This window comes from Microbacterium sp. NPDC057407, assembly GCF_042803895.1.
GTDB lineage: Bacteria > Actinomycetota > Actinomycetes > Actinomycetales > Microbacteriaceae > Microbacterium.
Genome location: NZ_JBHVCA010000003.1, coordinates 501,137 through 520,437, shown reverse-complemented (window position 1 = coordinate 520,437; position 19,301 = coordinate 501,137). Strand labels below are relative to the sequence as shown.

At 71.0% G+C, this 19,301-nt stretch carries 20 protein-coding genes; 10 read left to right on the top strand and 10 right to left on the bottom strand.

Annotated elements, in window-relative coordinates:
* The first annotated feature begins 66 nt into the window (after nt 1-66).
* The 7 genes from ACFUTX_RS11255 to ACFUTX_RS11225 all read left to right on the top strand — a co-directional run bounded on the left by ACFUTX_RS11255 (nt 67) and on the right by ACFUTX_RS11225 (nt 5,440).
* Entirely contained in the window at nt 67-390 is a 324-nt protein-coding gene (locus tag ACFUTX_RS11255) for a hypothetical protein (RefSeq protein WP_378864238.1), read from the top strand.
* Nucleotides 391-409: 19 nt separating this feature from the next.
* Nucleotides 410-721 (top strand): pore-forming ESAT-6 family protein, encoded by a 312-nt coding sequence (locus tag ACFUTX_RS11250; protein WP_378864236.1) that lies wholly within the window; start codon nt 410-412, stop codon nt 719-721.
* A 20-nt stretch (nt 722-741) separates the two neighbouring features.
* Entirely contained in the window at nt 742-1,086 is a 345-nt protein-coding gene (locus ACFUTX_RS11245; protein ID WP_378864233.1) for a DUF6507 family protein, read from the top strand.
* Nucleotides 1,087-3,684, top strand: a complete 2,598-nt coding sequence (locus tag ACFUTX_RS11240; RefSeq protein WP_378864230.1) for a TNT domain-containing protein — start codon at nt 1,087-1,089, stop codon at nt 3,682-3,684. It abuts the gene before it with no gap.
* Nucleotides 3,681-4,190 carry an Imm61 family immunity protein gene (locus tag ACFUTX_RS11235; protein ID WP_378864227.1) on the top strand — a complete coding sequence of 170 codons (510 nt, stop codon included), beginning with the start codon at nt 3,681-3,683 and terminating at the stop codon, nt 4,188-4,190. Before ACFUTX_RS11240 ends, ACFUTX_RS11235 begins: the two co-directional genes overlap by 4 nt.
* A gap of 163 nt (nt 4,191-4,353) precedes the next feature.
* On the top strand, nt 4,354-4,956 hold the full coding sequence (locus ACFUTX_RS11230; protein ID WP_378864224.1) for a hypothetical protein: 603 nt from the start codon (nt 4,354-4,356) through the stop codon (nt 4,954-4,956).
* A 97-nt stretch (nt 4,957-5,053) separates the two neighbouring features.
* Nucleotides 5,054-5,440: a hypothetical protein gene (locus ACFUTX_RS11225; RefSeq protein WP_378864221.1), complete on the top strand. Its 387-nt coding sequence runs from the start codon at nt 5,054-5,056 to the stop codon at nt 5,438-5,440.
* 118 nt (nt 5,441-5,558) lie between these two features.
* On the opposite strand, the gene ACFUTX_RS11220 is transcribed toward ACFUTX_RS11225, so the two are convergent.
* The 10 genes from ACFUTX_RS11220 to ACFUTX_RS11175 form a co-directional block, all read right to left on the bottom strand.
* Nucleotides 5,559-6,944, bottom strand: a complete 1,386-nt coding sequence (locus ACFUTX_RS11220) for a glycine--tRNA ligase (RefSeq protein ID WP_378864219.1) — start codon at nt 6,942-6,944, stop codon at nt 5,559-5,561.
* Between the two features lie 117 nt (nt 6,945-7,061).
* Nucleotides 7,062-8,087, bottom strand: a complete 1,026-nt coding sequence (locus ACFUTX_RS11215) for a hypothetical protein (protein ID WP_378864216.1) — start codon at nt 8,085-8,087, stop codon at nt 7,062-7,064.
* Complete coding sequence (locus ACFUTX_RS11210; RefSeq protein ID WP_378864213.1) at nt 8,088-9,959, bottom strand: substrate-binding domain-containing protein; 1,872 nt, start codon at nt 9,957-9,959, stop codon at nt 8,088-8,090.
* Between the two features lie 35 nt (nt 9,960-9,994).
* Nucleotides 9,995-10,369 carry a DUF4870 domain-containing protein gene (locus tag ACFUTX_RS11205; RefSeq protein WP_378864210.1) on the bottom strand — a complete coding sequence of 125 codons (375 nt, stop codon included), beginning with the start codon at nt 10,367-10,369 and terminating at the stop codon, nt 9,995-9,997.
* A 17-nt stretch (nt 10,370-10,386) separates the two neighbouring features.
* Entirely contained in the window at nt 10,387-10,545 is a 159-nt protein-coding gene (locus ACFUTX_RS11200; RefSeq protein ID WP_164743453.1) for a hypothetical protein, read from the bottom strand.
* Nucleotides 10,546-10,615: 70 nt separating this feature from the next.
* Entirely contained in the window at nt 10,616-11,548 is a 933-nt protein-coding gene (locus tag ACFUTX_RS11195; protein WP_378864206.1) for a hypothetical protein, read from the bottom strand.
* Nucleotides 11,545-12,678: an o-succinylbenzoate synthase gene (menC, locus tag ACFUTX_RS11190; RefSeq protein ID WP_378864203.1), complete on the bottom strand. Its 1,134-nt coding sequence runs from the start codon at nt 12,676-12,678 to the stop codon at nt 11,545-11,547. The genes ACFUTX_RS11195 and menC overlap by 4 nt, the downstream gene beginning before the upstream one ends.
* Nucleotides 12,679-12,738: 60 nt before the next feature.
* Entirely contained in the window at nt 12,739-12,918 is a 180-nt protein-coding gene (locus tag ACFUTX_RS11185; protein WP_378864200.1) for a hypothetical protein, read from the bottom strand.
* A 232-nt stretch (nt 12,919-13,150) separates the two neighbouring features.
* Nucleotides 13,151-14,065, bottom strand: coding sequence for a cyclase family protein (locus tag ACFUTX_RS11180; protein ID WP_378864197.1), 915 nt, complete (start codon nt 14,063-14,065; stop codon nt 13,151-13,153).
* An 80-nt stretch (nt 14,066-14,145) separates the two neighbouring features.
* Nucleotides 14,146-14,862 carry a GNAT family N-acetyltransferase gene (locus ACFUTX_RS11175; RefSeq protein ID WP_378864194.1) on the bottom strand — a complete coding sequence of 239 codons (717 nt, stop codon included), beginning with the start codon at nt 14,860-14,862 and terminating at the stop codon, nt 14,146-14,148.
* 127 nt (nt 14,863-14,989) lie between these two features.
* On the opposite strand from ACFUTX_RS11175, the gene ACFUTX_RS11170 reads away from it, so the two are divergent.
* The 3 genes from ACFUTX_RS11170 (at nt 14,990) to purU (ending at nt 19,296) form a co-directional block, all read left to right on the top strand.
* The gene (locus tag ACFUTX_RS11170; protein ID WP_378864663.1) at nt 14,990-16,390 is read left to right on the top strand and encodes an MFS transporter; all 1,401 of its coding nucleotides are present in this window, start codon (nt 14,990-14,992) and stop codon (nt 16,388-16,390) included.
* 118 nt (nt 16,391-16,508) lie between these two features.
* Complete coding sequence (locus ACFUTX_RS11165; RefSeq protein ID WP_378864191.1) at nt 16,509-18,095, top strand: peptide MFS transporter; 1,587 nt, start codon at nt 16,509-16,511, stop codon at nt 18,093-18,095.
* A 322-nt stretch (nt 18,096-18,417) separates the two neighbouring features.
* Nucleotides 18,418-19,296 carry a formyltetrahydrofolate deformylase gene (gene purU / locus ACFUTX_RS11160; protein ID WP_378864188.1) on the top strand — a complete coding sequence of 293 codons (879 nt, stop codon included), beginning with the start codon at nt 18,418-18,420 and terminating at the stop codon, nt 19,294-19,296.
* The last annotated feature ends 5 nt before the right edge of the window (nt 19,297-19,301 follow it).

Below are 19,301 nucleotides of genomic sequence, written 5' to 3'. Positions count from 1 at the left end.
CAGGGTCGAATCAGGCCGGCGGGATCGGGAACCGCCAGGAAGGGATGACGACGGATGAAGTTCGCGATGGGTGCTGACACCCTCACCGTTCTGACCAAGGCGACCTCCGGGTCGAGCGACGAGCTGTCGGTGCTCGTGCGACAGCTGTTCGAGGCGGCCGAGCCGCTGGAGGGCCGCTTCCAGGGTGCCGTCCGCGCCGCGTTCGACCGGTTCAAGGGCCGCACCGACGCGATCTCGGCCGAGCTGAAGGCGGCGCTCGACGGCGTCCTCGCCGGCATCGGCGGGATGAACCGCTCGTTCATCGAGGGCGAGTCCGCGATGGTCGACCAGACCCAGAGCCTCGAAGCAGGCTCGTCGTTCGACGCCGCGCGCTTCGGCGCGGGCCGCTGAGTCGAGAGGAACGAACACCATGGCCAACCAGGGCGACCGTCGCGACTACGACATCGCGGCCTCTCAGAACGCGCAAGACAACTTCAACCGCGTGGCGGCGCAGCTCGAAGCGCTGATCGACCAGCGTGATCGCGACGTGCAGGCCGCGATGGCCGACTACGCCGCCGAGGGCGTGTCCGAGGACTACCGCGCCAAGGAGACGCGCTGGAAGAACGCCGCGGCCGAGGTCCGCGGCATCATCCAGACCCTCCGCTCCTCGCTCGAGCGCAACGACGAGTCGGCGCAGGACGCGCTGCGCAAGGCGCGCGCGGCCGTCGAGTCGATCGGCTGATCCCGGCCGCTTCCTGATCGATGACGCACTGGAGCATCCAGCCGTCGGGAGTCGTGGCCGTGCTGACGGACGTCAACACCTCCGCGACCGCCCTCGGCGAGGCACTCAACGGGCTCTCTCCCGCCATGGAGGGGGCCGCCACGGCGAGCCAGTCGCCCGCGATCGCCGAGGCGATCCAGTCGTACTTCACGCTTGAGGAGGGGCCGCGCCTCGAGGCGATGAACACGCGCATCGGGGCCGCGGCATCCGGCGTCGTGAAGGCGACCGAAGCGTACGTCACGGGCGATCTCGAGATGGCGGCGAACGCGCAGTCCGCCTCCGTCGCGGCCGTCTACCCGCCGCACCTGCCACCGGGGGTGAGGTAGGTGCCGTCCGCCATCGACCCCACCCAGATCCCCGGCAAAGACATCGATCCTGACGCGATCGACGCCCACGCCGCGACCATCCGCACGATCGGCGGACAGGTGCGCGACAACGGCTCCGACGTCCACCTCAAGTGGCAGGGAATGGCCGGGGTCTACGAAGCGCCCGAGTCGGGCACGCTGCTCGGGCTCATGCAGCCGGTGTCGACGCAGGCGACGACGGCCGGTGACAACCTCGAGGTCGTCTCCGGCGCGCTCACCCGGTTCGCGTCCGACGTCCGGCCGATCAAGGTCGAGCTCGACTCCCTGCGCCTTCAGGCCGAGTCCTTCCGCGCCGAGATCGACGGCGGCGTCAGCGTCCGTGAGCTCAACCCCGCGTACGTCAACACGCAGACCTATCAGGGCTCGTGGAACGCGTACGGCGCGGCCGGCACCGATGCGTCGGCGAGCGACATCCCCCAGTACCGCACGGTCACGAAGGAGTGGCACGAGGTCCAGGAGTACGTCGACCGCAACAACGAGCTGCTCAGCCAGGTCAACGCTCAGCAGGTCGCGCTGTGGGAGGCCGAGCGCACGTGCGCCAACGCCATCCGCGCACTGTTCGGCGGGGCGCCGCTCCGCGCGTACGAGTCCGAGAACGACCCGCTCGGCTACGGGCTCGGCGAGATCCCCGAGGGCACCGAGATGCCGTGGGGCGCTCCCGTCGAGCGCACCGAGGGCTGCGGCGAGGCGACCGTCAACTTCGTCGTCAAGGACTTCCTGTGGGAGGGCATCGTCGTCGGCGGCATCTGGGGCACGATCGAGGGCCTGGGCACCCTCGTGCTCGGCTACAACCCCGCCACCGGCGACTGGTTCTCGGGCGACGCCTACGGTGCGGCCTGGGGTAACCTTGGCCTGCTCGCGGCCTCCGGGGTCATGAACTCGCCCGTGCTGGCTCCGATCCTGCTGGCCGACCAGGGCATGGAGGCCTTCGGCGGCGGCGGATTCCTCCCGCAAGAGGTGCGCGACTTCAAGGCGCAGGCAGATGAAGCCGCGATCAACACGGGCAAGGCCCTCATCGCGTGGGACAAGTGGGCCGACGACCCGGGCACCGCGCTCGGCGAGTCCGTGTTCAACGTGGGCACGATCCTCATCCCCGGCGGCGCGGCGGTCGCGGGCGTGAAAACGGCCGGGACCGCGGCATCCGTCCTCTCCAAAATGGCGCGCGTGGTCGACCTGGTCGACCCGGCGGCGCTCGCGCTCAACGGCACCGTGCGGCTCGGCGGACTCGGGCTCGGATCGCTCGACAACCTCATCGGCAACCTCGACCTCGGCTCGAAGCTCGACGCGCCGAACATCGAGGTGTACACGGCGACGGACGCGGCATCCGCTCTCGACACCCTCGACGGGTGGGGCGTCGACCTCAACTCCGTCACGGCCCGCGTCGACGACGGCGTGCCGGTGCTCGAGTTCCCGGGCGGGCGGGTCGAGCTGCCGCCCGGGTCGTTCGACAACCTCGGTGGCGTGCGCGGGGGCGACGGAGGGGCGGATGCCTCGGTCACGGCGCCCGTTCGCGAGCCCGAGCTGATCGCGGCCGGGGGTGTGCGGGGCGAAACGGGGCCCGGCGCGGCGAACGCGGTGGTCGACGAGGCACCCGTGCGCACTGAGACGGGCCGGTCCGGCGACGGAGGGGCGGATGCCTCGGGCACGGCGCCCGTCCGCGACCCGGAGATTACGACGGGCGGCTCGGGCGGGTCCGGGGGCGACGGCGTCTCCGGGCACGGCGGCTCAGGCAGGCTCGGCGACGGCGACTCGGGCGCCGAGAGTTCGGGCGACTCCACAAGCGGCGGCGCCGGCGAGTTCGGCCACGGCAACGGTTCGGGTCACTCCGGCGGGACCGGTGAGGGCGACGGCCCGACGGGTGCGGACGAGCCCGCCCCGGCCACGGTCGCGGAGCGCATCGCCGCGGGCACCGATCCCGTCCACTCTGCATCATCCGGGGTCCCGGGCGAGTGGCAACGAGTCGCCGACGACCCGCTTACGCCGAAAGACCTGCACTACGGTGAACCCATGTCCGCGCACGGAACGTCCACGTACCCGGCGAATCCCGGTGGCCACACCGGGTTCGCGCTCGTCGACGACCCGGCGGCCCCTTATGGCCGCGATGCCAGCGGGGCGCCGCTCACGCAGGCAGACTACGACTCCCGGTACGTCTTCGCGGGCAACAACTGGGACAACTATCCGCCGAACGCCGGAGCGGTGCGAGGCTCCCGAGTGCAGTACACCGACATCGACGCATTCGTGCGCGACTACGGCGTTTCGCTCGACCGTATCGGCCCTCCGTCCGGTGACTATCTCGGACTACGGCCAGACGGGGTTCCCGCGACGTTCGAGCAGCGCGGCCTGCCCGTGAGCTCGCTCAAGAAGCAGGTCTTCAATTGCGAACTTACCGGGTACCTGCCAGACAACTGGAGCATCGAAATCAGCGAGATCGCGCCGGCTTTCGGCCAGCCAGGGGGCGGACTGCAGCTCCTCATCCGTGACGCGGCGGGAAACAAGCTGCCGGTGAGCACCCTCGATGCGGCCGGTGTGCTCAAAGTCGACCGGAGCGTGACCCCGTGACCGTGTCGCTGCCGACGGTGTTCGTCGAGTGGGCTGCGAGGCTCGGATACTCCGCCTCTGCCGACGGAGCCACGCTCGTCCTCGCTAACGAGGGCGGCGAGCTGAGGTACTCCTTCAGGGAGCGGGCCGGAGGAGTGGAGCTGTTGAGAGCCGAGCGCGCGGACGATCCGGCCCCGGTCCTCGTTGCCGCCGACGTCGACGATGCGGTGCGTCACCTGGTGACGGTGCTCGGTTACGACCACCGGGCGGCGAATGGTCTGACGACGATCCGGCTGCCGTTCGACTGGTCGGCGCCGGCCGCTGGCTACACCCCCCTGGAACTGGAACACGGGTGGGCGGGTCTGCGACACGACACGACGGGAGCGTTGGTGGTCTCAATGGTCGACCAAGAAGTGGTGCACCCCGTCATCATGTTCTCCTACGTAGCCTCGGCCCCGATCACCGACCTCATCGCGTCGTTCGATCACCCGCTCGGGGCTCCGCTCCTCGAGCAATTCGTCAGCTGAGCACACCGGGCGGGGGGGTGAACGGCCAGCTCTCGAGTGAAGTGGAGAAGGCCGTCGGGATCCACCGCAGTGCCGTGCCCGGTCGCCGCACGGGCCGCATATCTTGGGCACGGAGCGTTCGGGCGACCGGCTAGTGCAGAGACCGAGGAGGTCCTCAGTTCCTATGTCCGCTGGCATCGACCCGCAGTTGCTCGCCGAGGCGATCGTGGCGTACACGGGTCACGGTACGAGCAAGCGGCCGGTCGACGACCGCGAGGCCGTCGACCGGCTCTCGGTGGAGCGGGGCGTCGAAGTGTTTCCCGCGGTTGAGGCTGCGTTGCAGGACGCGGAAGCTCTCGACATGAGCGACATCCCCATCCCCAGCGACACGGCGGGCGACGCGTACCGTTCGCGCCTCCACTCTCTCCGCCCCGACCTCACGGGGGATGCGATCGCCGCGCTGGCGAACCGATGGTTCTACCGTCGACTGTGGCTCGGGCTCCCCGCCGAGGCGAAGCATCCGCGGGTCCGATACTTCGCGCGATTCGCGAACGAGAACGGCCGGCAGGTGCCCTCGGCCCTATACCGCCGCGAAGACGACGGGACGTCGATCGTCGACTCGGTGCTCGAAGATGTCGGGACCTGGCGGGAGGATCGCAACCGGGTCGTATGGTCCTCGTTCGCGAATCCGCTCGAGTCCGACGTCGAGCCCATCAGCGCCGCACAGGCGCAAGAGTTCGAAAAGATGGTCGCGGAGCGCAGGTACCGCCCTTTCTCCGCGCGCTGACCGCGCGGCCATCTTGTCCATGAAGCGCGAAGGCGACGAGAAGCCGACGGAGACTTCGTAGACTCACTTCGCGCCACACCGACAGCAGGGAGAACGGATGCCTCGCAGCAGCGTCGCACTGACCGCCGAGCCACTGAGCGGGGACGCCGTCGTCGCGGCAGCCGGCCGCGTCTGGACCGAGCAGCTGGGCGGCGAGCAACGACCGCTCGAAGCCCGAGTGCTCGACGACGGAGCCGTGCTGCAGCTCGTCGCCGGCGACGCCGTCGTCCTGTCGGTCCTGCGGCCGCGGCTCCTCCCCAGCCTCGGCGAGGTCGGCCGACTCCTCCCGGGCACCGAGGCGCCGGAGGGCGCCCGGTGGTGGACGGATGCCTACATGCCGTGGCACGCGGAGGGTGCGGTGGGCGTCGCGATCCTGGATGCCGCGGCCGATGCATCCGGTGGCATCGTCGTCCACCAGGGCCACGCACCGCGCCACGCGGGCTGAGCCGCGACGCGAACTGAGCACAGGGCATTCGCCGGAAACAGGACTATCCGCCCCGCACTGTCCTGCGTCGGGCCGATCTCCTGTTCTCGACGACCGACCCGGTCCGGCGACCGGAAGGTCAGGCGCCGCGCAGGCGCTCGGCGAGGTAGGCGTGCAGGCCCTCGAGCGGCACGCGCTCCTGGCCCATGGTGTCGCGATCGCGGACGGTCACGGCCCGGTCGTCGAGGGAGTCGAAGTCGACCGTCACGCAGAACGGGGTTCCGATCTCGTCCTGGCGGCGGTAGCGGCGGCCGATCGCGCCCGCGTCGTCGAAGTCGATGTTCCACTCGCCGCGCAGGTCTTCGGCCACCTCGCGCGCGATCGGCGACAGCTGCTCGTTGCGCGACAGCGGCAGGACCGCCGCCTTCACCGGCGCCAGACGCGGGTCGAGCTTGAGCACCGTGCGGGTGTCGGTGCCGCCCTTCGCGTTCGGCGCCTCCTCCTCGTGGTACGCATCGACGAGGAACGCCATCATCGCGCGGGTCAGACCGAACGACGGCTCGATGACGTAGGGGATGTACTTCTCGCCCGACGCCTGATCGAAATACGTGAGGCTCTGACCGGAGGCCTCGGTGTGGCTGCGCAGGTCGTAGTCGGTGCGGTTGGCGATGCCCATGAGCTCGCCCCACTCCTTGCCCGGGAAGCCGAAGCGGTACTCGACGTCGATCGTGCCGGCGGAGTAGTGGGCGCGGTCCTCTTCGGGAACGTCGTAGCGGCGCATGTTGCCGGGGTCGATGCCGAGCTCGATGAACCAGTTCAAGCAGTCCTCGACCCAGGCCTTGAACCAGGTGTCGGCCTCGGCGGGCGGCGTGAAGTACTCGATCTCCATCTGCTCGAACTCGCGCGTGCGGAAGATGAAGTTGCCGGGCGTGATCTCGTTGCGGAACGCCTTGCCGACCTGGCCGATGCCGAACGGCGGCTTTTTGCGGCTCGCGGTGAGCACGTTCGAGAAGTTCACGAAGATGCCCTGCGCCGTCTCGGGGCGCAGGTAGTGCAGGCCGGCCTCGTCGTCGACGACGCCGAGGTAGGTCTTCACCAGACCCGAGAACGCCTTCGGCTCGGTGTAGCGGCCCTTCGTGCCGCAGTTCGGGCACGGCACGTCGGCCAGGCCGTTCTCGGCCGGGCGACCCTTGCGCGCCTCGAAGTCCTCGAGCAGGTTGTCGGCTCGGAACCGCTTGTGGCACTGCAGGCACTCCACGAGCGGGTCGGTGAACGTCGCGACGTGACCGGATGCCTCCCACACGCGCTTGGGCAGGATGATCGACGAGTCGAGACCGACCATGTCGCCGCGGCCGCGCACGAAGGTCTGCCACCACTGGCGGCGGATGTTCTCCTTGAGCTCGGTGCCGAGCGGACCGTAGTCCCACGCCGACCGGGATCCGCCGTAGATCTCGCCCGCCTGGAACACGAACCCGCGGTGACGGGCGAGGGCGATGACTTTGTCGAGGCGGGACTGCTCGGCCACGGTGGCTCCAATGGTCGGGAGAGGGGGTGCGGATTCGCGATCCGGCAGATCGCCGCGGATCGCGGCATCCGTCGATTCTATCCGGCGACCCGCATCACTTTCCGCGCAGCAGCCGGGTCAGGGACGCGGGTCGGAGTCCGGGGCCGCGGCCTGATCGAAGGCCCGATCCCACTCCTGCAGCTCTTTGCGCCGGCCGATGAGTCCGTCGAGCGAGACCTGGAAGTGCAGGCCGCGTCGAGCATTGACCTGCTTGATGTTCTCGATGAGCTCGACGGAGAAGGCCGAGACCGCCGCCCGCACCTCCTGCACCCGGTCGGCGGGGTCGTCCCACAGGTCGGGGTGCCGCAGGATGTCGAGCAGGTAGTCGCGGTCGAGGGCCGCGGTGAGCTTGCGCAGCGTCTCGCCGTACTCGATCGCGGCGGTGTCGCGCTGGCTCTCGTCGCCCTTGCGGTCGAGGCGCTCGAACAGCTCGGCGGTGTTGTTCGCGATGGTCACGATGTCCTGCGCCACCGCGGTCGCGACGGCATCGCCGGATGCCCCGGCCGCCGCGTACTCGGCGCTCAGGCCCCGCAGCCGCGAGACGAGAGGGCGGACGCGGTCCGGCATGGGGCGGTGCCCCGCGCCGCGCCGGCGTCGCGACCGGACCACGGCGAACAGAGTCCCGCCCGCGGCGGCGAGGGCGGCCACCGCGATCGCGATCCCCACGAACGGCCCGGCGTCGATGCCGCCGGACGCCTCGACGGGCGTCGCCGCGAGCACCTCCTGGACGGTCTGCGTCAGCGCGCCCTCGACATCGCCCGCGGACGACTCGGCCTCGTTGGCGATCCGCATCGCCTGCCCGGAGTCGAGCACGCCCGATCCGGCCGACAGGTCGTCGCCGACCGCGACGATGATGGTGTCGTATCCGAGATCCGCGGTGGCGAGCTCGGTGACGATCTCAGGACCGGATGCCTCGAACGCGGCGTTGTCCGAGAACACCGCGACCGCGACCGACGCGTCCCCCACCTGCTGCGACAGCTGGTCGCGCAGCGCGTCCGCGTCGGCCACCTCGGACGAGACGAAGACGTTCGCCTGGGCGAGAGCGGCCTCCGCCTCGTCGATGTAGCCACCGGCATCCGTCGCATGCTGCATTGCGGCCGCCACTCAGAAGTTGTTGATCACCGAGGCGAACACGAGGTCGATCTTCGCGGCGTCGGACGCGTCGAACCACTGCCCGCCCGTCGCCTCCGCGATGCGCTGCAGCGCCCCGGTGTCGGCTCCTTCGCCGTACGCGATGGGGAAGATCCGCACCGGCGCCTCCGCGCCGCCCTCGTCGGAGTCGGCGCCGATCTTCGCGATCAGCGAGTCCAGCGAGATCGACGAATCGGTGTCCTGACCGTCCGACAGGAGGACGATGGCGTTGATGCGCCCCGGTTCGGCGCGCGCCGACATCTCGTCGTACGCGGCGGCGATCGCGTCGTACAGCGGCGTGCCCTCGCGGGTCGCGAATCGCAGGTCGTCGAGCGACGTCTCGACCGACTCGCGCTCGGACGCGAGCGGCACCACGTCGCGCAGCACGACGATGTTCTGCCCCGCCTCGGACTCGACGCCCGTGGTGAACGCCCACACGCCGACCTCGTCGGTCGACCGGAAGTGGCCGAGCGTCGCCTGGGCGCCCTCGATGGCGCCGTCGAGCTTCGACCGTCCGTCGCCGATGGGCTCGTCCATCGACCCCGAGATGTCGATGACCTCGAGCACTGATGACGGCTTGCGGATCTGCGTCCACTGGTCGATCGCGGCCGACACCACCTCGACCTCGGGCCGGGGGAGGGTGATCGCGGGGCCCGCGGGGTCGACGCCGTACTCGGCGGTGAAGAGATCGCCGAGGGGCACCGACTCGTCGAGCGGGCGGAAGCCGAACTCAGGCAGGATCCGCTGCGCCGGCTCGGTCTGCAGGAACGCGGCGAACGCGGCGCCGGCCTCGGCCTGAGCGTCGCCGACCCAGTCGGCACCGAGCACCGTGATCGGGTTGTCGGACCACATGGACCCGCCCGAGGGGTAGACCGCGACGAGCTTCTCCTTCGGCGGCTCGAGCTCCTCGCCGGGCTGAACGGTGTGCGAGTCGGGGTTGCCCTGGTTGTAGTTGAGCAGAGACGTCTCTTCGAGGGCGACCGCCGAGACGTACCCCGAGCCGCCGGCGCCGTTCTGCGTCTCGTCGTAGAGGGTCGTGAGCACCTTGCCGGTCGTGTCGCCGTAGTGGATCACGCACTCCTCGAAGACGCGCGAGAAGTCCGCCGCCGTAGCGACATCGTCGGCGGTGAGTCCCTCCGTCTTGCCGGCGGCCTCGTAGGACTGCATGAGGATCGCCGACAGCCCGGTCGTCGACGTGTTCGGGTTGGTCTTGGAGATCTTGAACGAACCCCACAGCGGCTTGCCGACGCTCGCCCACCCCTCGGGGTCTTCGCACAGCGCCTCGAAGTCGCTGATCCCGATCGGCGTCTCGGGGTAGCCGAGCGCCTCGGCCATCGTCTCGGGCACTCCGAACACGACGGGCGTGCGGGTGAACGACTCGGGCTCTCCGACGAGGGAGGCGGATGCCGCGGCCGCGACCCGCTCGGTCCACACCGTCGACGCGGGCGACCACATGGTCGGCCACCGGCGCTGGTCGTCGTCGGGCCAGTCCTGTCCGGACGTGAGGAACCGGGTGGCGTCGCCCGACGAGACGTTGATGGGCCGCACCGTCGCGCACTCGTCGAGTGCCTCGTGCTCGGGCGACTCCTTGAAGGCCACGGCGAGCGCGTCGAGCATGTTGACCTTCTCGGACGACGTCGCGACGACGACGCTCGTGCAGCCGTCGTCGACCCAGTCGCCTCCGTCGCCAAGGCCGCCCTGGTCGCCGCTCGCGGTGCAGGCCGACAGGACGATGCTCGCCGCGGCGAGCGCCGCCACGCCGAGCTTTCGGCGCACGGCTTTCGGAGTGCGCTCCAACGACGGTGACGAGGGTGCGGCGAGGACCTGCCGCGGTCGGCCTGGCATGGGGCCAGCCTACGACCCCGGACCCGTCGGTCCAGTCAGGAGACGAAGCGGATCGAGAGGGGGTAGCGGTACCACTCGCCTCGGCTGGCCTTGACGGCGGCGATCACCGAGAACACGACGTCTACCACTGCGATGGCGAGCAGCACGACGACCCCGACGAGCACGAAGCTGAGGATCACGCCGACGAACGCGTAGATGATCAGGCTGAGCTGGAAGTTGAGGGCCGTCGCGGTGTGCGCGCGCACGAAGGGTCCCCGGTCCTTCAGGACCAGGAAGGCGATGAGCGGCACGAGGAAGCTGAAGAACAGCGCGCCGATGTGGACGACGGTCGCCCACGTCTTCTCGTCGGCCGGGCTCATCGGCTGCGGCGCGGGCGCGGAGGCGTAGGGGTGCGGGGAGGGGGAGGTCATCCCGCCACTCTAGGGGGTCACGTCTGGCGGCGGATGAAGCGCATGAGCCAGGCGATCACCGCGATGATGACGATGACGAGCCCGATCCACAGCAGGAACTTGGCCGCCTCGATGAACACGCCGAGGAGGAGCAGCACGATGCCGACGATCAGGAGGATGACTGCGAGTCCGGTCATGCCTCCACCCTGGACCCGTCTGGCCGCGCGCGGCGGAGGGTTGACAAACGGCCGCGACGGGGGATGGTCCTCAGCCGCCGAAGCCGCACCAGTCGGCGACCCACGTGAGGATCTGCCCGCGGAGGTCCTCGGATGCCGCGAGCTCGAACTCGCCCGGCTCGCCGTCGAGCTCCACCTCGACGTCGAAGATCGTGCCGCGCTTGTCCTCCTGCACGGCGTGCGGGTCGCAGCGCAGCGGCAGGAGCGGGAGGGCGATGTCCACCCGGCCGGTGTCGCCCGGACGAACCGCCTCGTCGAGTGGCCACGTCTCCACCGTCGTCTGCGACACCGTCCCGAACGTGAGGAGGTTCGTCGTCTGGATCCCGGTGATGGTCACGGCCCCGCGCCCCGTCGGCGCGACGCTCATGGTCAGGGTGGCGGGCTCGCCGGGCGGGGAAGGGTCGAAGTCGCTGAGGGTGACGTTCGCGGCATCCGCCACCGCTGCCGCCCGGCAGTCGCGCTCGTGAAGAGGGCCGACGAAGTCGAGCGGGTCGTCGACCGTCGCCGTCGCCACGCCGGAGACCTCGCCCAGGACGTAGGCGAGGGTCAGCACCGACTCGGCCGCGTCGTCCGACGGGACGTCGTCGCCGCACGCGACCGCCGGCAGCTGGACGCGCACCCCGACCGATCGCCCCGGGCCGATGCGACTGTCGCGGTCGTTGACGCGCACGATCGCGCCGTCGAAGCGCGGGTCGGCGACCTCGAGGTCGCCCACGACCAGCGTCTCGTCGGTGGCGTTCGCGATCACGACCTGCGCCTGGCGCGCCGCCACGTCGGACCGCCCCTGCTGCAGCTCGGCCGACACCCCCTCGGGAAGGTCCGTCGCCGAGGGGGACGGCTGCGCAGACCCGGGGCCCTGCGGCGCGCACGCCGTCAGCGCACCGGCCGTGATGCCGACCAGCAGCGCGGCCGCGGCCGTCACCGCCGCGCCGCGCCGCCTCCACCCCGTCGCCACCGTGGTCACCGCGTGATCGTCTCGCGCTCGATCGTGAAGTCGTCGAGGGCGACCGGGTCGATCTCGACGCCGAGGCCGTGACCGGTGGGCACCCGCACGTGGCCGTCCTCGAGCACCGCGGGCTCGGTGACGATGTCGCGCGCGTAGAAGCGGCTCGCGGCCGACACGTCACCGGGCAGCGTGAACCCGGGGAGCGCGGCCAGCGCCGCGTTCGCCGCACGGCCGATGCCGGTCTCGAGCATGCCGCCGCACCACACCGGGATCGAGGCATCCCGGCACAGATCGTGGATCGCGACCGCCTCGAGGTAGCCGCCCACCCGCCCCGCCTTGATGTTGACGACGGATGCTGCGCCCAGCGCGAGCGCGTCGGCGGCGGCCTTCGCCGAGACGATCGACTCGTCCAGGCACACCGGCGTGCGGAGGCGCCTCGAGAGGGTCGCGTGGTCGACGAGGTCGTCCTCCTGCAGGGGCTGCTCGATGAGGAGGAGATCGAAGCGGTCGAGCTCGGCGAGCGTGTCGGCGTCGGCGAGCGTGTAGGCCGAGTTCGCGTCGACCTGCAGCGGGATCCCGCCGAACGCGTCGCGGACCGCAGCGGTGTCGTCGACGTCGCGACCGGGCTTGATCTTGATCTTGATCCGGGCGTACCCCTCGTCGAGATAGCCGCGGACGACCTCGACCAGGGTCTCAGGGTCGCGCTGGATGCCGACCGAGACGCCGCTGGGCACCCGGTCGCGGACGGCCCCGAGGTACTCCCCCAGCGCCCGCCCCTCGGCGCGCAGTGCCGCGTCGAGCACCGCCAGCTCGAGGCCGGCCTTCACCATCCGGTGACCGACGAAAGGCCGCAGCGCGCCGGCGACCTCCTCGGGGGCGACGCGTCCCCTGTCGAGGAGCGCGGGGGCGAGCCACCGCAGGGCCACGTCCCACGCGCTCTGCGTGTACTCGCTCGAGTACAGCGGGGCGGCTCCGGTCACCACCTCGCCCCAGCCGTCGCCGTCCGACGTCCGTGCGCGGACGACGATCACCTCGCGCACCGTCTCGGTGCCGAACGACGTGGTGAACGGGGAGACGAGCGGCACGTGCAGCACGCGCAGCTCGAATCCCTCGAGGGCGACGGATGCCGCGGGAGAGGCGATGGGCATGCGCTCAGGCTACGCCCGCCGTCGTGGCCGGGTGGCGGCATCCGCTCTCGTCCGCGCGGGTCAGTGGGCGACGGCCACGCCGTGGGCCTCGCGGCTCGCAGCGAGGTGGCGCGCGGCGGGGACGAACGTGCCCCGTGCCCGCCGCGGTCCGCCCCGGCGGGAGCGGCGCTTGGCGGGGCGGTCGCCGCGGTCCATCGCGCGCGCCAGTGCGGTCATCAGGGCTTCGATGTGCTCGTGCATGGTCGGGTCTCCTCGGCTGCGTGTCTGCAGGGAAGGAGCCGACTCCCGGGCGTCAGATACGTCCGCGCGGCACGAGCTCCTGGGAACGGTCGGACCGCGAGCGCTGCAGTTCACTGCGACCGCTGCGTTGCGCGACGGCGCGCTCGCAGGAAAGTGGCGCGCTCGGGCCCGGGCCTGACTGCGGGAAGCGGTCAGGCGCGTGCGCCGTCGCGCGGAACCTCGACGCGCGGGGTCAGGCGGGGATCTCGGCGAACGCGCGCACCGGGAACGTGCCGAAGCCCTCGAAGGCGGGCGGGGCCGCGGTGAACCGGGCGCCGCGCGGCGGCAGCTCGCCCAGGTTCGTCAGGTGCTCGACGACGTGGACGCCGGCGCCGAGGAGCAGCGAGTGCGCGGGCCGCTCGCCGCCGGATTCGGTGTCGTCGATGTTGACCGAGTCGATGCCGACGAGCACCGCGCCGGCGTCGATCAGCCACTGCGCGCCTTCGCCGGTGAGGAACGGCGCTCCGGCGCCGTACGCGGGGCGGCCGAACAAGCGATCCCATCCGGTGTGCAGCAGCACGGCGGCGCCGCGCACGTCGCGGTCGGCGAGCGTCTCGGGGCGGATGCCGCGGCGCTCGGGCGTCCAGGCGTCTTCGAGGTGGAACACCTCGGCCCGCAGCCCGACCAGCGTGGCGAGGTCGAGCCCGGCGAGGTCGGGTCCGTCGGCGTAACGGTGGAACGGGCTGTCGAGGTACGTGCCGGTGTTGCCGATCATCGTGACGACGTCCATGGCGAACTCGGTGCCGGGCGCGTACCTCGACCGGGAGTCCTCGCGCGTCAGGTGCGGCGTGATGGTCGGCGCGGGCAGCCCCGGGTAGGTCACCAGCCCGGCGCGGATCGGGTGGCTGAGGTCGACCACGCGCGACCCCACGGGAGGGGCGGCCGTCTCGATGCCGCGGCTGCCGCGGTGCGGCTCCTCGACGATGCGCAGGCCGCGGAGCTCGACCTCGTCCACCAGCGCGAGGCCGAGGTGCTGCACGAGCAGGCGACCGACCTCGTCCTCCGAGACGTCGGCCGAAGGCAGGTCGAGGCGGAACCCGGTCCCCGAGAGGCCCCCGCCGTTGGCGAAGCGGATGTCGAAGTCGAAGTGGGCGCGGAAGTCGGGCATGCGCCGAGCCTAGAGCCGGCCGATCGCGGCCGACTGCCGCGGTCCGTCGGATTCCGGCCAGCCGCGAGGTGCGCCCTGGGTCAGGACCGCGCGACGAACAAGTAGCCGCGGTCGTCGTCGAACCCGCCGATGACCAGGCCGTCGGCGAGCAGGGCGAGCACCTGCTCCCGCACGCGGACGCGCCAGGCCGCGGCATCCGCCGGCGCTTCGCGACGCATCGTCTCGATGTCGTGCGGCACTGCGACCGACGCGACCACGCGCTCGTCGGGGGGCGTCGGCACGGGCGGAGCGGCGAGCGCCCACGACACCATGACGCGGTCGGTCTCGTCGCCGCGGTTCACGCCGTCGTCCATCGGCCCGTAGTGGTTGACGAGGTATTCGGTGACCCGGGTCCCCAGCACGCGCAGATTGAAGTGGGCGTTGCGCGCCACGAGCGGGTCGAACGTCCACGTGATGTGGCCGACATCGCGGGCGAGCGCCCACTCGCGCTGGTGCTGCTTGAGCAGCCGGCCGAGACCCTTGCTCTGCAAGCCGGGCAGCACGCCGGTGATGTGGCTGTGCATCGAGCGCGCCGCGGGCGCGGCGAAGAAGGCCACGGATGCCCCGACCATGCGGTCGCCGTCGTACAGGCCGACCGCGTAGTTGCCGCTGTGCGCGAGCGCGCGCAGCAGGTTCGGCGGCATCCCCCCGCGGTCGCCGCCCCACACGTCGGCGAGCACTTGCGACGCCGTGTGCACCTCGTCGACGGTGTCGAGCGGGCGGATGTCGATCCCCGGCGGTGTCGGACTGTCGGCCATGCCCCCAGTGTGGCACCGCGCGGGCGGTGGTTCATCCCGAGGTGGGGGCGCGGGCCGACCCCGGGCGAACCGCGGATAGCCTGGAACGATGGGCTCGGATGAGGACGCGAGAAGACGACTCACCCGGATGCCCCGCCAGGGCGCGATCGTCGCGGTCCTGGCGATCGCCGGCCTGGCGTCGTCGTTCATGTTCACGCTCGTGGTGCCGATCCAGTCGAAGCTGCCCGAGCTGCTCGACGCAAGCCGGGAGGACACGGCGTGGGTCGTCACGTCGACGCTTCTCGCCGCGGCGATCGTCACGCCCATCTCGGGGCGCCTCGGCGACATGTACGGCAAGCGGCGCATCGTGCTGGTGCTGCTCGCGCTGCTCGTCGTCGGATCGGTGATCGCGGCGCTGTCGCCGGGCATCATCGGCATCATCGTCGGCCGTACCCTCCAGGGCGCGGTCGTGGGCGTCGTGCCGCTGGGCATCTCGATCCTCCGCGACGTGCTGCACGAGAACCGTGTCGACACCGCCATCGCCCTCATCAGCGCGACCCTCGGCGTGGGCGGCGCCCTGGGCCTGCCGATCAGCGCCCTCATCACCGAGCGCGCCGACTGGCACCTGCTGTTCTGGGTCGCCGCCGGCCTCGGGGTCGTCGTCTTCGGGCTCGTGGTGTGGATCGTGCCGGTGAGCGTGCTGCGCACCGCCGGTCGCTTCGACTTCGTGGGCGCGGCGGGCCTCAGCGCCGGTCTGCTCGGCATCCTCCTCGCCGTGTCGCGCGGCAACGAGTGGGGGTGGACGTCGCCGGCGGTGCTGGGCCTGGGCATCGGCGGACTGGCCGTGCTCGTCGCGTGGGGGTGGTACGAGCTGCGCATCGCCGAGCCGCTGCTCGACCTGCGGGTCGCCGCCCGCCGCCCCGTCCTGCTGACCAACATCGCCTCGGTCGCGATGGGGTTCTCGCTGTTCGCGTCGAACGTCGTCTATCCGCAGATGCTCGAGCTGCCGGTGGCGACGGGCGGTTTCGGCCTGTCGCTGCTGGCCGCCAGCCTCGTGGTGATGCCGGCGGGCGTCGTGATGATGGTGCTCTCGCCGTTCTCGGGCCGCATGGCGCGAACGGTCGGGCCGAAGCTGCTGCTGGTGCTCGGGGCGATCTCGCTCATCGTGGCGTACGGGTTCACGCTGCTGTTCTCGTCGGAGGTGTGGCACCTCGTCGTGGCGAACTTCCTGATCGGCGCAGGCATCGGGTTCGGCTACGCGGCGATGCCCATGCTCATCATGCGGTCGGTCCCCCAGTCCGAGACCGGCGCGTCGAACGGCCTCAACGCCCTCTTCCGATCTCTGGGCACGAGCACCGCGGCGGCGGTGGTGGGTGCCGTGCTCGCCACCTTCACCGTGGGCGCGGGCGACGCGGCGGTGCCCTCGCCGACCGCGTTCCAGCTGTCGTTCGTGCTCGGCGGCGCGGCCGCGGTCGTGGCGCTCGTGGTCGCCCTGTTCATCCCGCGTCGGCACGCGGCGAAGGAGAGGCATCCGTCCCTCCCCGAGTGACCTGCGTTCGGCGACGGCCGGGCCGAGGCATCCGTCTCCCCGGACCGTGCCCCTGTCGTGGCGGTGCGCCCCGGCGCTAGCCTGACGTCAACCCAGGGGACCGGCGACGGGAGCGACGATGGACCACCGCGACGAGCGAGAGCCCGAGCAGGTTCCGGTCGGACCGCCGGACGGCACCACCGCCGCGGGTGATGCGCGCGGTCGGCGCCGCGCCGCGGCCGCCAAGGCGAGCGGGACGGATGCCGCGGCCACCGCCGCCGACGAGAGCGACCACGACACCCGCTTCTTCGGACAGCCGTGGGCTCTCGCGCACATCTTCGGGGTGGAGATGTGGGAGCGGTTCAGCTTCTACGGCATGCAGGTCGTCATGACCTACTACCTGTACTTCTCGGTCAGCGAGGGCGGACTGGGGCTGCCGCAGTCGACGGCCCTCGGCATCATCGGGGCGTACGGCGGCACGGTCTACCTGTGCACGATCCTCGGCGCGTGGCTGGCGGACCGCCTGCTCGGCTCGGAGCGCGTGCTGTTCTTCTCGGCGATCGTGATCATGGCCGGGCACGTCGCGCTCGCGGTGATCCCGGGTTTCGGCGGCGTCGGCGTGGGGCTGATCCTCGTCGCGCTGGGGTCGGGCGGCCTCAAGGCGAACGCGACGTCGGTCGTCGGCACCCTGTACTCGGCGAAGGATCCGCGCCGGGACGCCGGTTTCTCGCTCTTCTACCTCGGCATCAACCTGGGCGCCTTCTTCGGGCCGATCATCACGGGAGCCGTGCGCGACGTCGCCGGCTTCCATTGGGCGTTCCTCGTCGCCGCGATCGGCATGGGACTCGGCCTGCTGCAGTACTCGTTCGGCCGGAAGTCGCTGCCGCCGCAGTCCCGCGTGGTGCCCAACCCGCTCCCAAGGCAGCGGTTCCCGCTGATCATCGGTCTCGCGATCGCCGCTCTGGCCGTCGTCGCCGTGCTGGTGGTGACCGGGGTGATCACGGCCGACAACCTCTCGGTCACGGTGGCGCTGGTGACGGTCGCCGCGGCGATCGCCTACTTCGCGGTGATCCTCACGAGCCGGCTCATCACGGGAGACGAACGGTCACGGGTCTTCGGCTTCATCCCGCTGTTCATCACCTCCACCGCCTTCTGGTCGCTGTACCAGCAGCAGTTCACGGTGGTGCCGGTCTACTCCGAGAGCAAGCTCGACCGCACGATCTTCGGCTGGACGATGCCGCCCGAGTGGGTGCAGTCGATCAACCCCGTGTTCATCATCGTGCTGTCGGGGGTGTTCGCCGCGATCTGGACGAAGCTCGGCGACCGTCAGCCGTCGACTCCGGTGAAGTTCGGTGTCGGCACGATCCTGATGGGGTGCGCGTTCCTCCTGTTCCTGCCCTTCGCGGGCGGTGGACCGAACTCGACGCCGCTGCTGGCGATGGTGGGCATCCTCCTGGTGTTCACGGTCGCCGAGCTCCTGGTGTCGCCGATCGGGCTGTCGGTGACCACGAAGCTCGCGCCGGAGCGGTTCCACACGCAGATGGTGGCGCTGTTCTTCCTCTCGGTCGCGCTGGGCACGTCGGTGTCGGGCATCGTGGCCGGCCTCTACAACCCCGACAACGAGGTGCCGTACTTCGCGGTCCTGGGCGGCCTGGCCATCCTCGTGGGCGCCGGGCTCCTGTTCGCGACGAGGCCTGTGCTGGGGTTGATGGGGGGCGTGCGGTAACGACCGCACGCCCCCGCGGGGTGCGGGGCAGAGCCCCGCATAGAACGGCGTGCGGTATCCCGCGGCCCCCGCGGCGACGTGCCGACGTGCGCCAGCGTCCGGACCGCCGGGCGGGGGTCAGGCCAGCGAGAGGACGAACGAGAGGATTCGAACACGGCGGGCCCGCCGTCGCCCTCAGCACCGCCGCCGGATTCGCGAGGAGATCGCCCTCGAGGGCGACGGGAACCCGACCACCGGCCGGTGAGACGTGACCAGCGCCCCGCACGATCTTCGTGCGGGGCGCTGACCCGTGCGCACCGCAGCGACAGGGCAGAATCGACACATGGCCGCTTCCCCGCACATCCGCCCCGATCACGCCTGTCTCATCGTGCACGGCAGCGACCGGCCGGGGATCGTCGCGGCGGTGTCGGCGCTCATCACGCGCAACAACGGCAACATCGTGGCCTTCGACCAGTACTCCGACGACCCGACGGGCGGGGCGTACTTCCAGCGCGTCGTGTTCCACCGCCCTGATCTGGCGGCCGCACTCCCGGCCATCGAGGACGACCTGGCCCGCACGCTCGGCGAGGGTTTCGACCTGCAGTGGTCGATCACCGACCAGTCCGTGCCCAAGCGCATGGCGATCCTCGCCTCGAAGCAGGACCACTGCCTGCTCGACCTGCTGTGGCGCCACCGCCGGGGCGACCTTCCCGTCACGATCCCGATGGTGATCTCGAACCACACCACGGCAGCCGAGGACGTCCGCTCGTTCGGGGTGCCGTTCTTCCATGTGCCGTCGGTGGCGGGGCCCGACAAGTCGGCGTCCGAGGCCGAGATCCTGAAGCTCCTCACCGGCAACGTCGACTTCGTGGTGCTGGCGCGCTACATGCAGATCCTCTCGGCCGACTTCCTCGAGAAGCTGGCCGTGCCCGTCATCAACATCCACCACTCGTTCCTTCCGGCGTTCATCGGCGCCGAGCCGTACAAGAAGGCGAAGGAGCGCGGGGTGAAGCTCATCGGCGCGACCAGCCACTACGTGACCGACGACCTCGACGAGGGCCCGATCATCGAGCAGGACACGGTGCGGGTCACCCATGGCGACAGCGTCGACGAGCTGGTGCGGCGGGGGGCGGATGTCGAACGCCAGGTGCTGTCGCGGGCGGTGCTGTGGCACGCCCAGGACCGCGTCATCCGTCACGGCAACCACACGATCGTCTTCTGACGGTG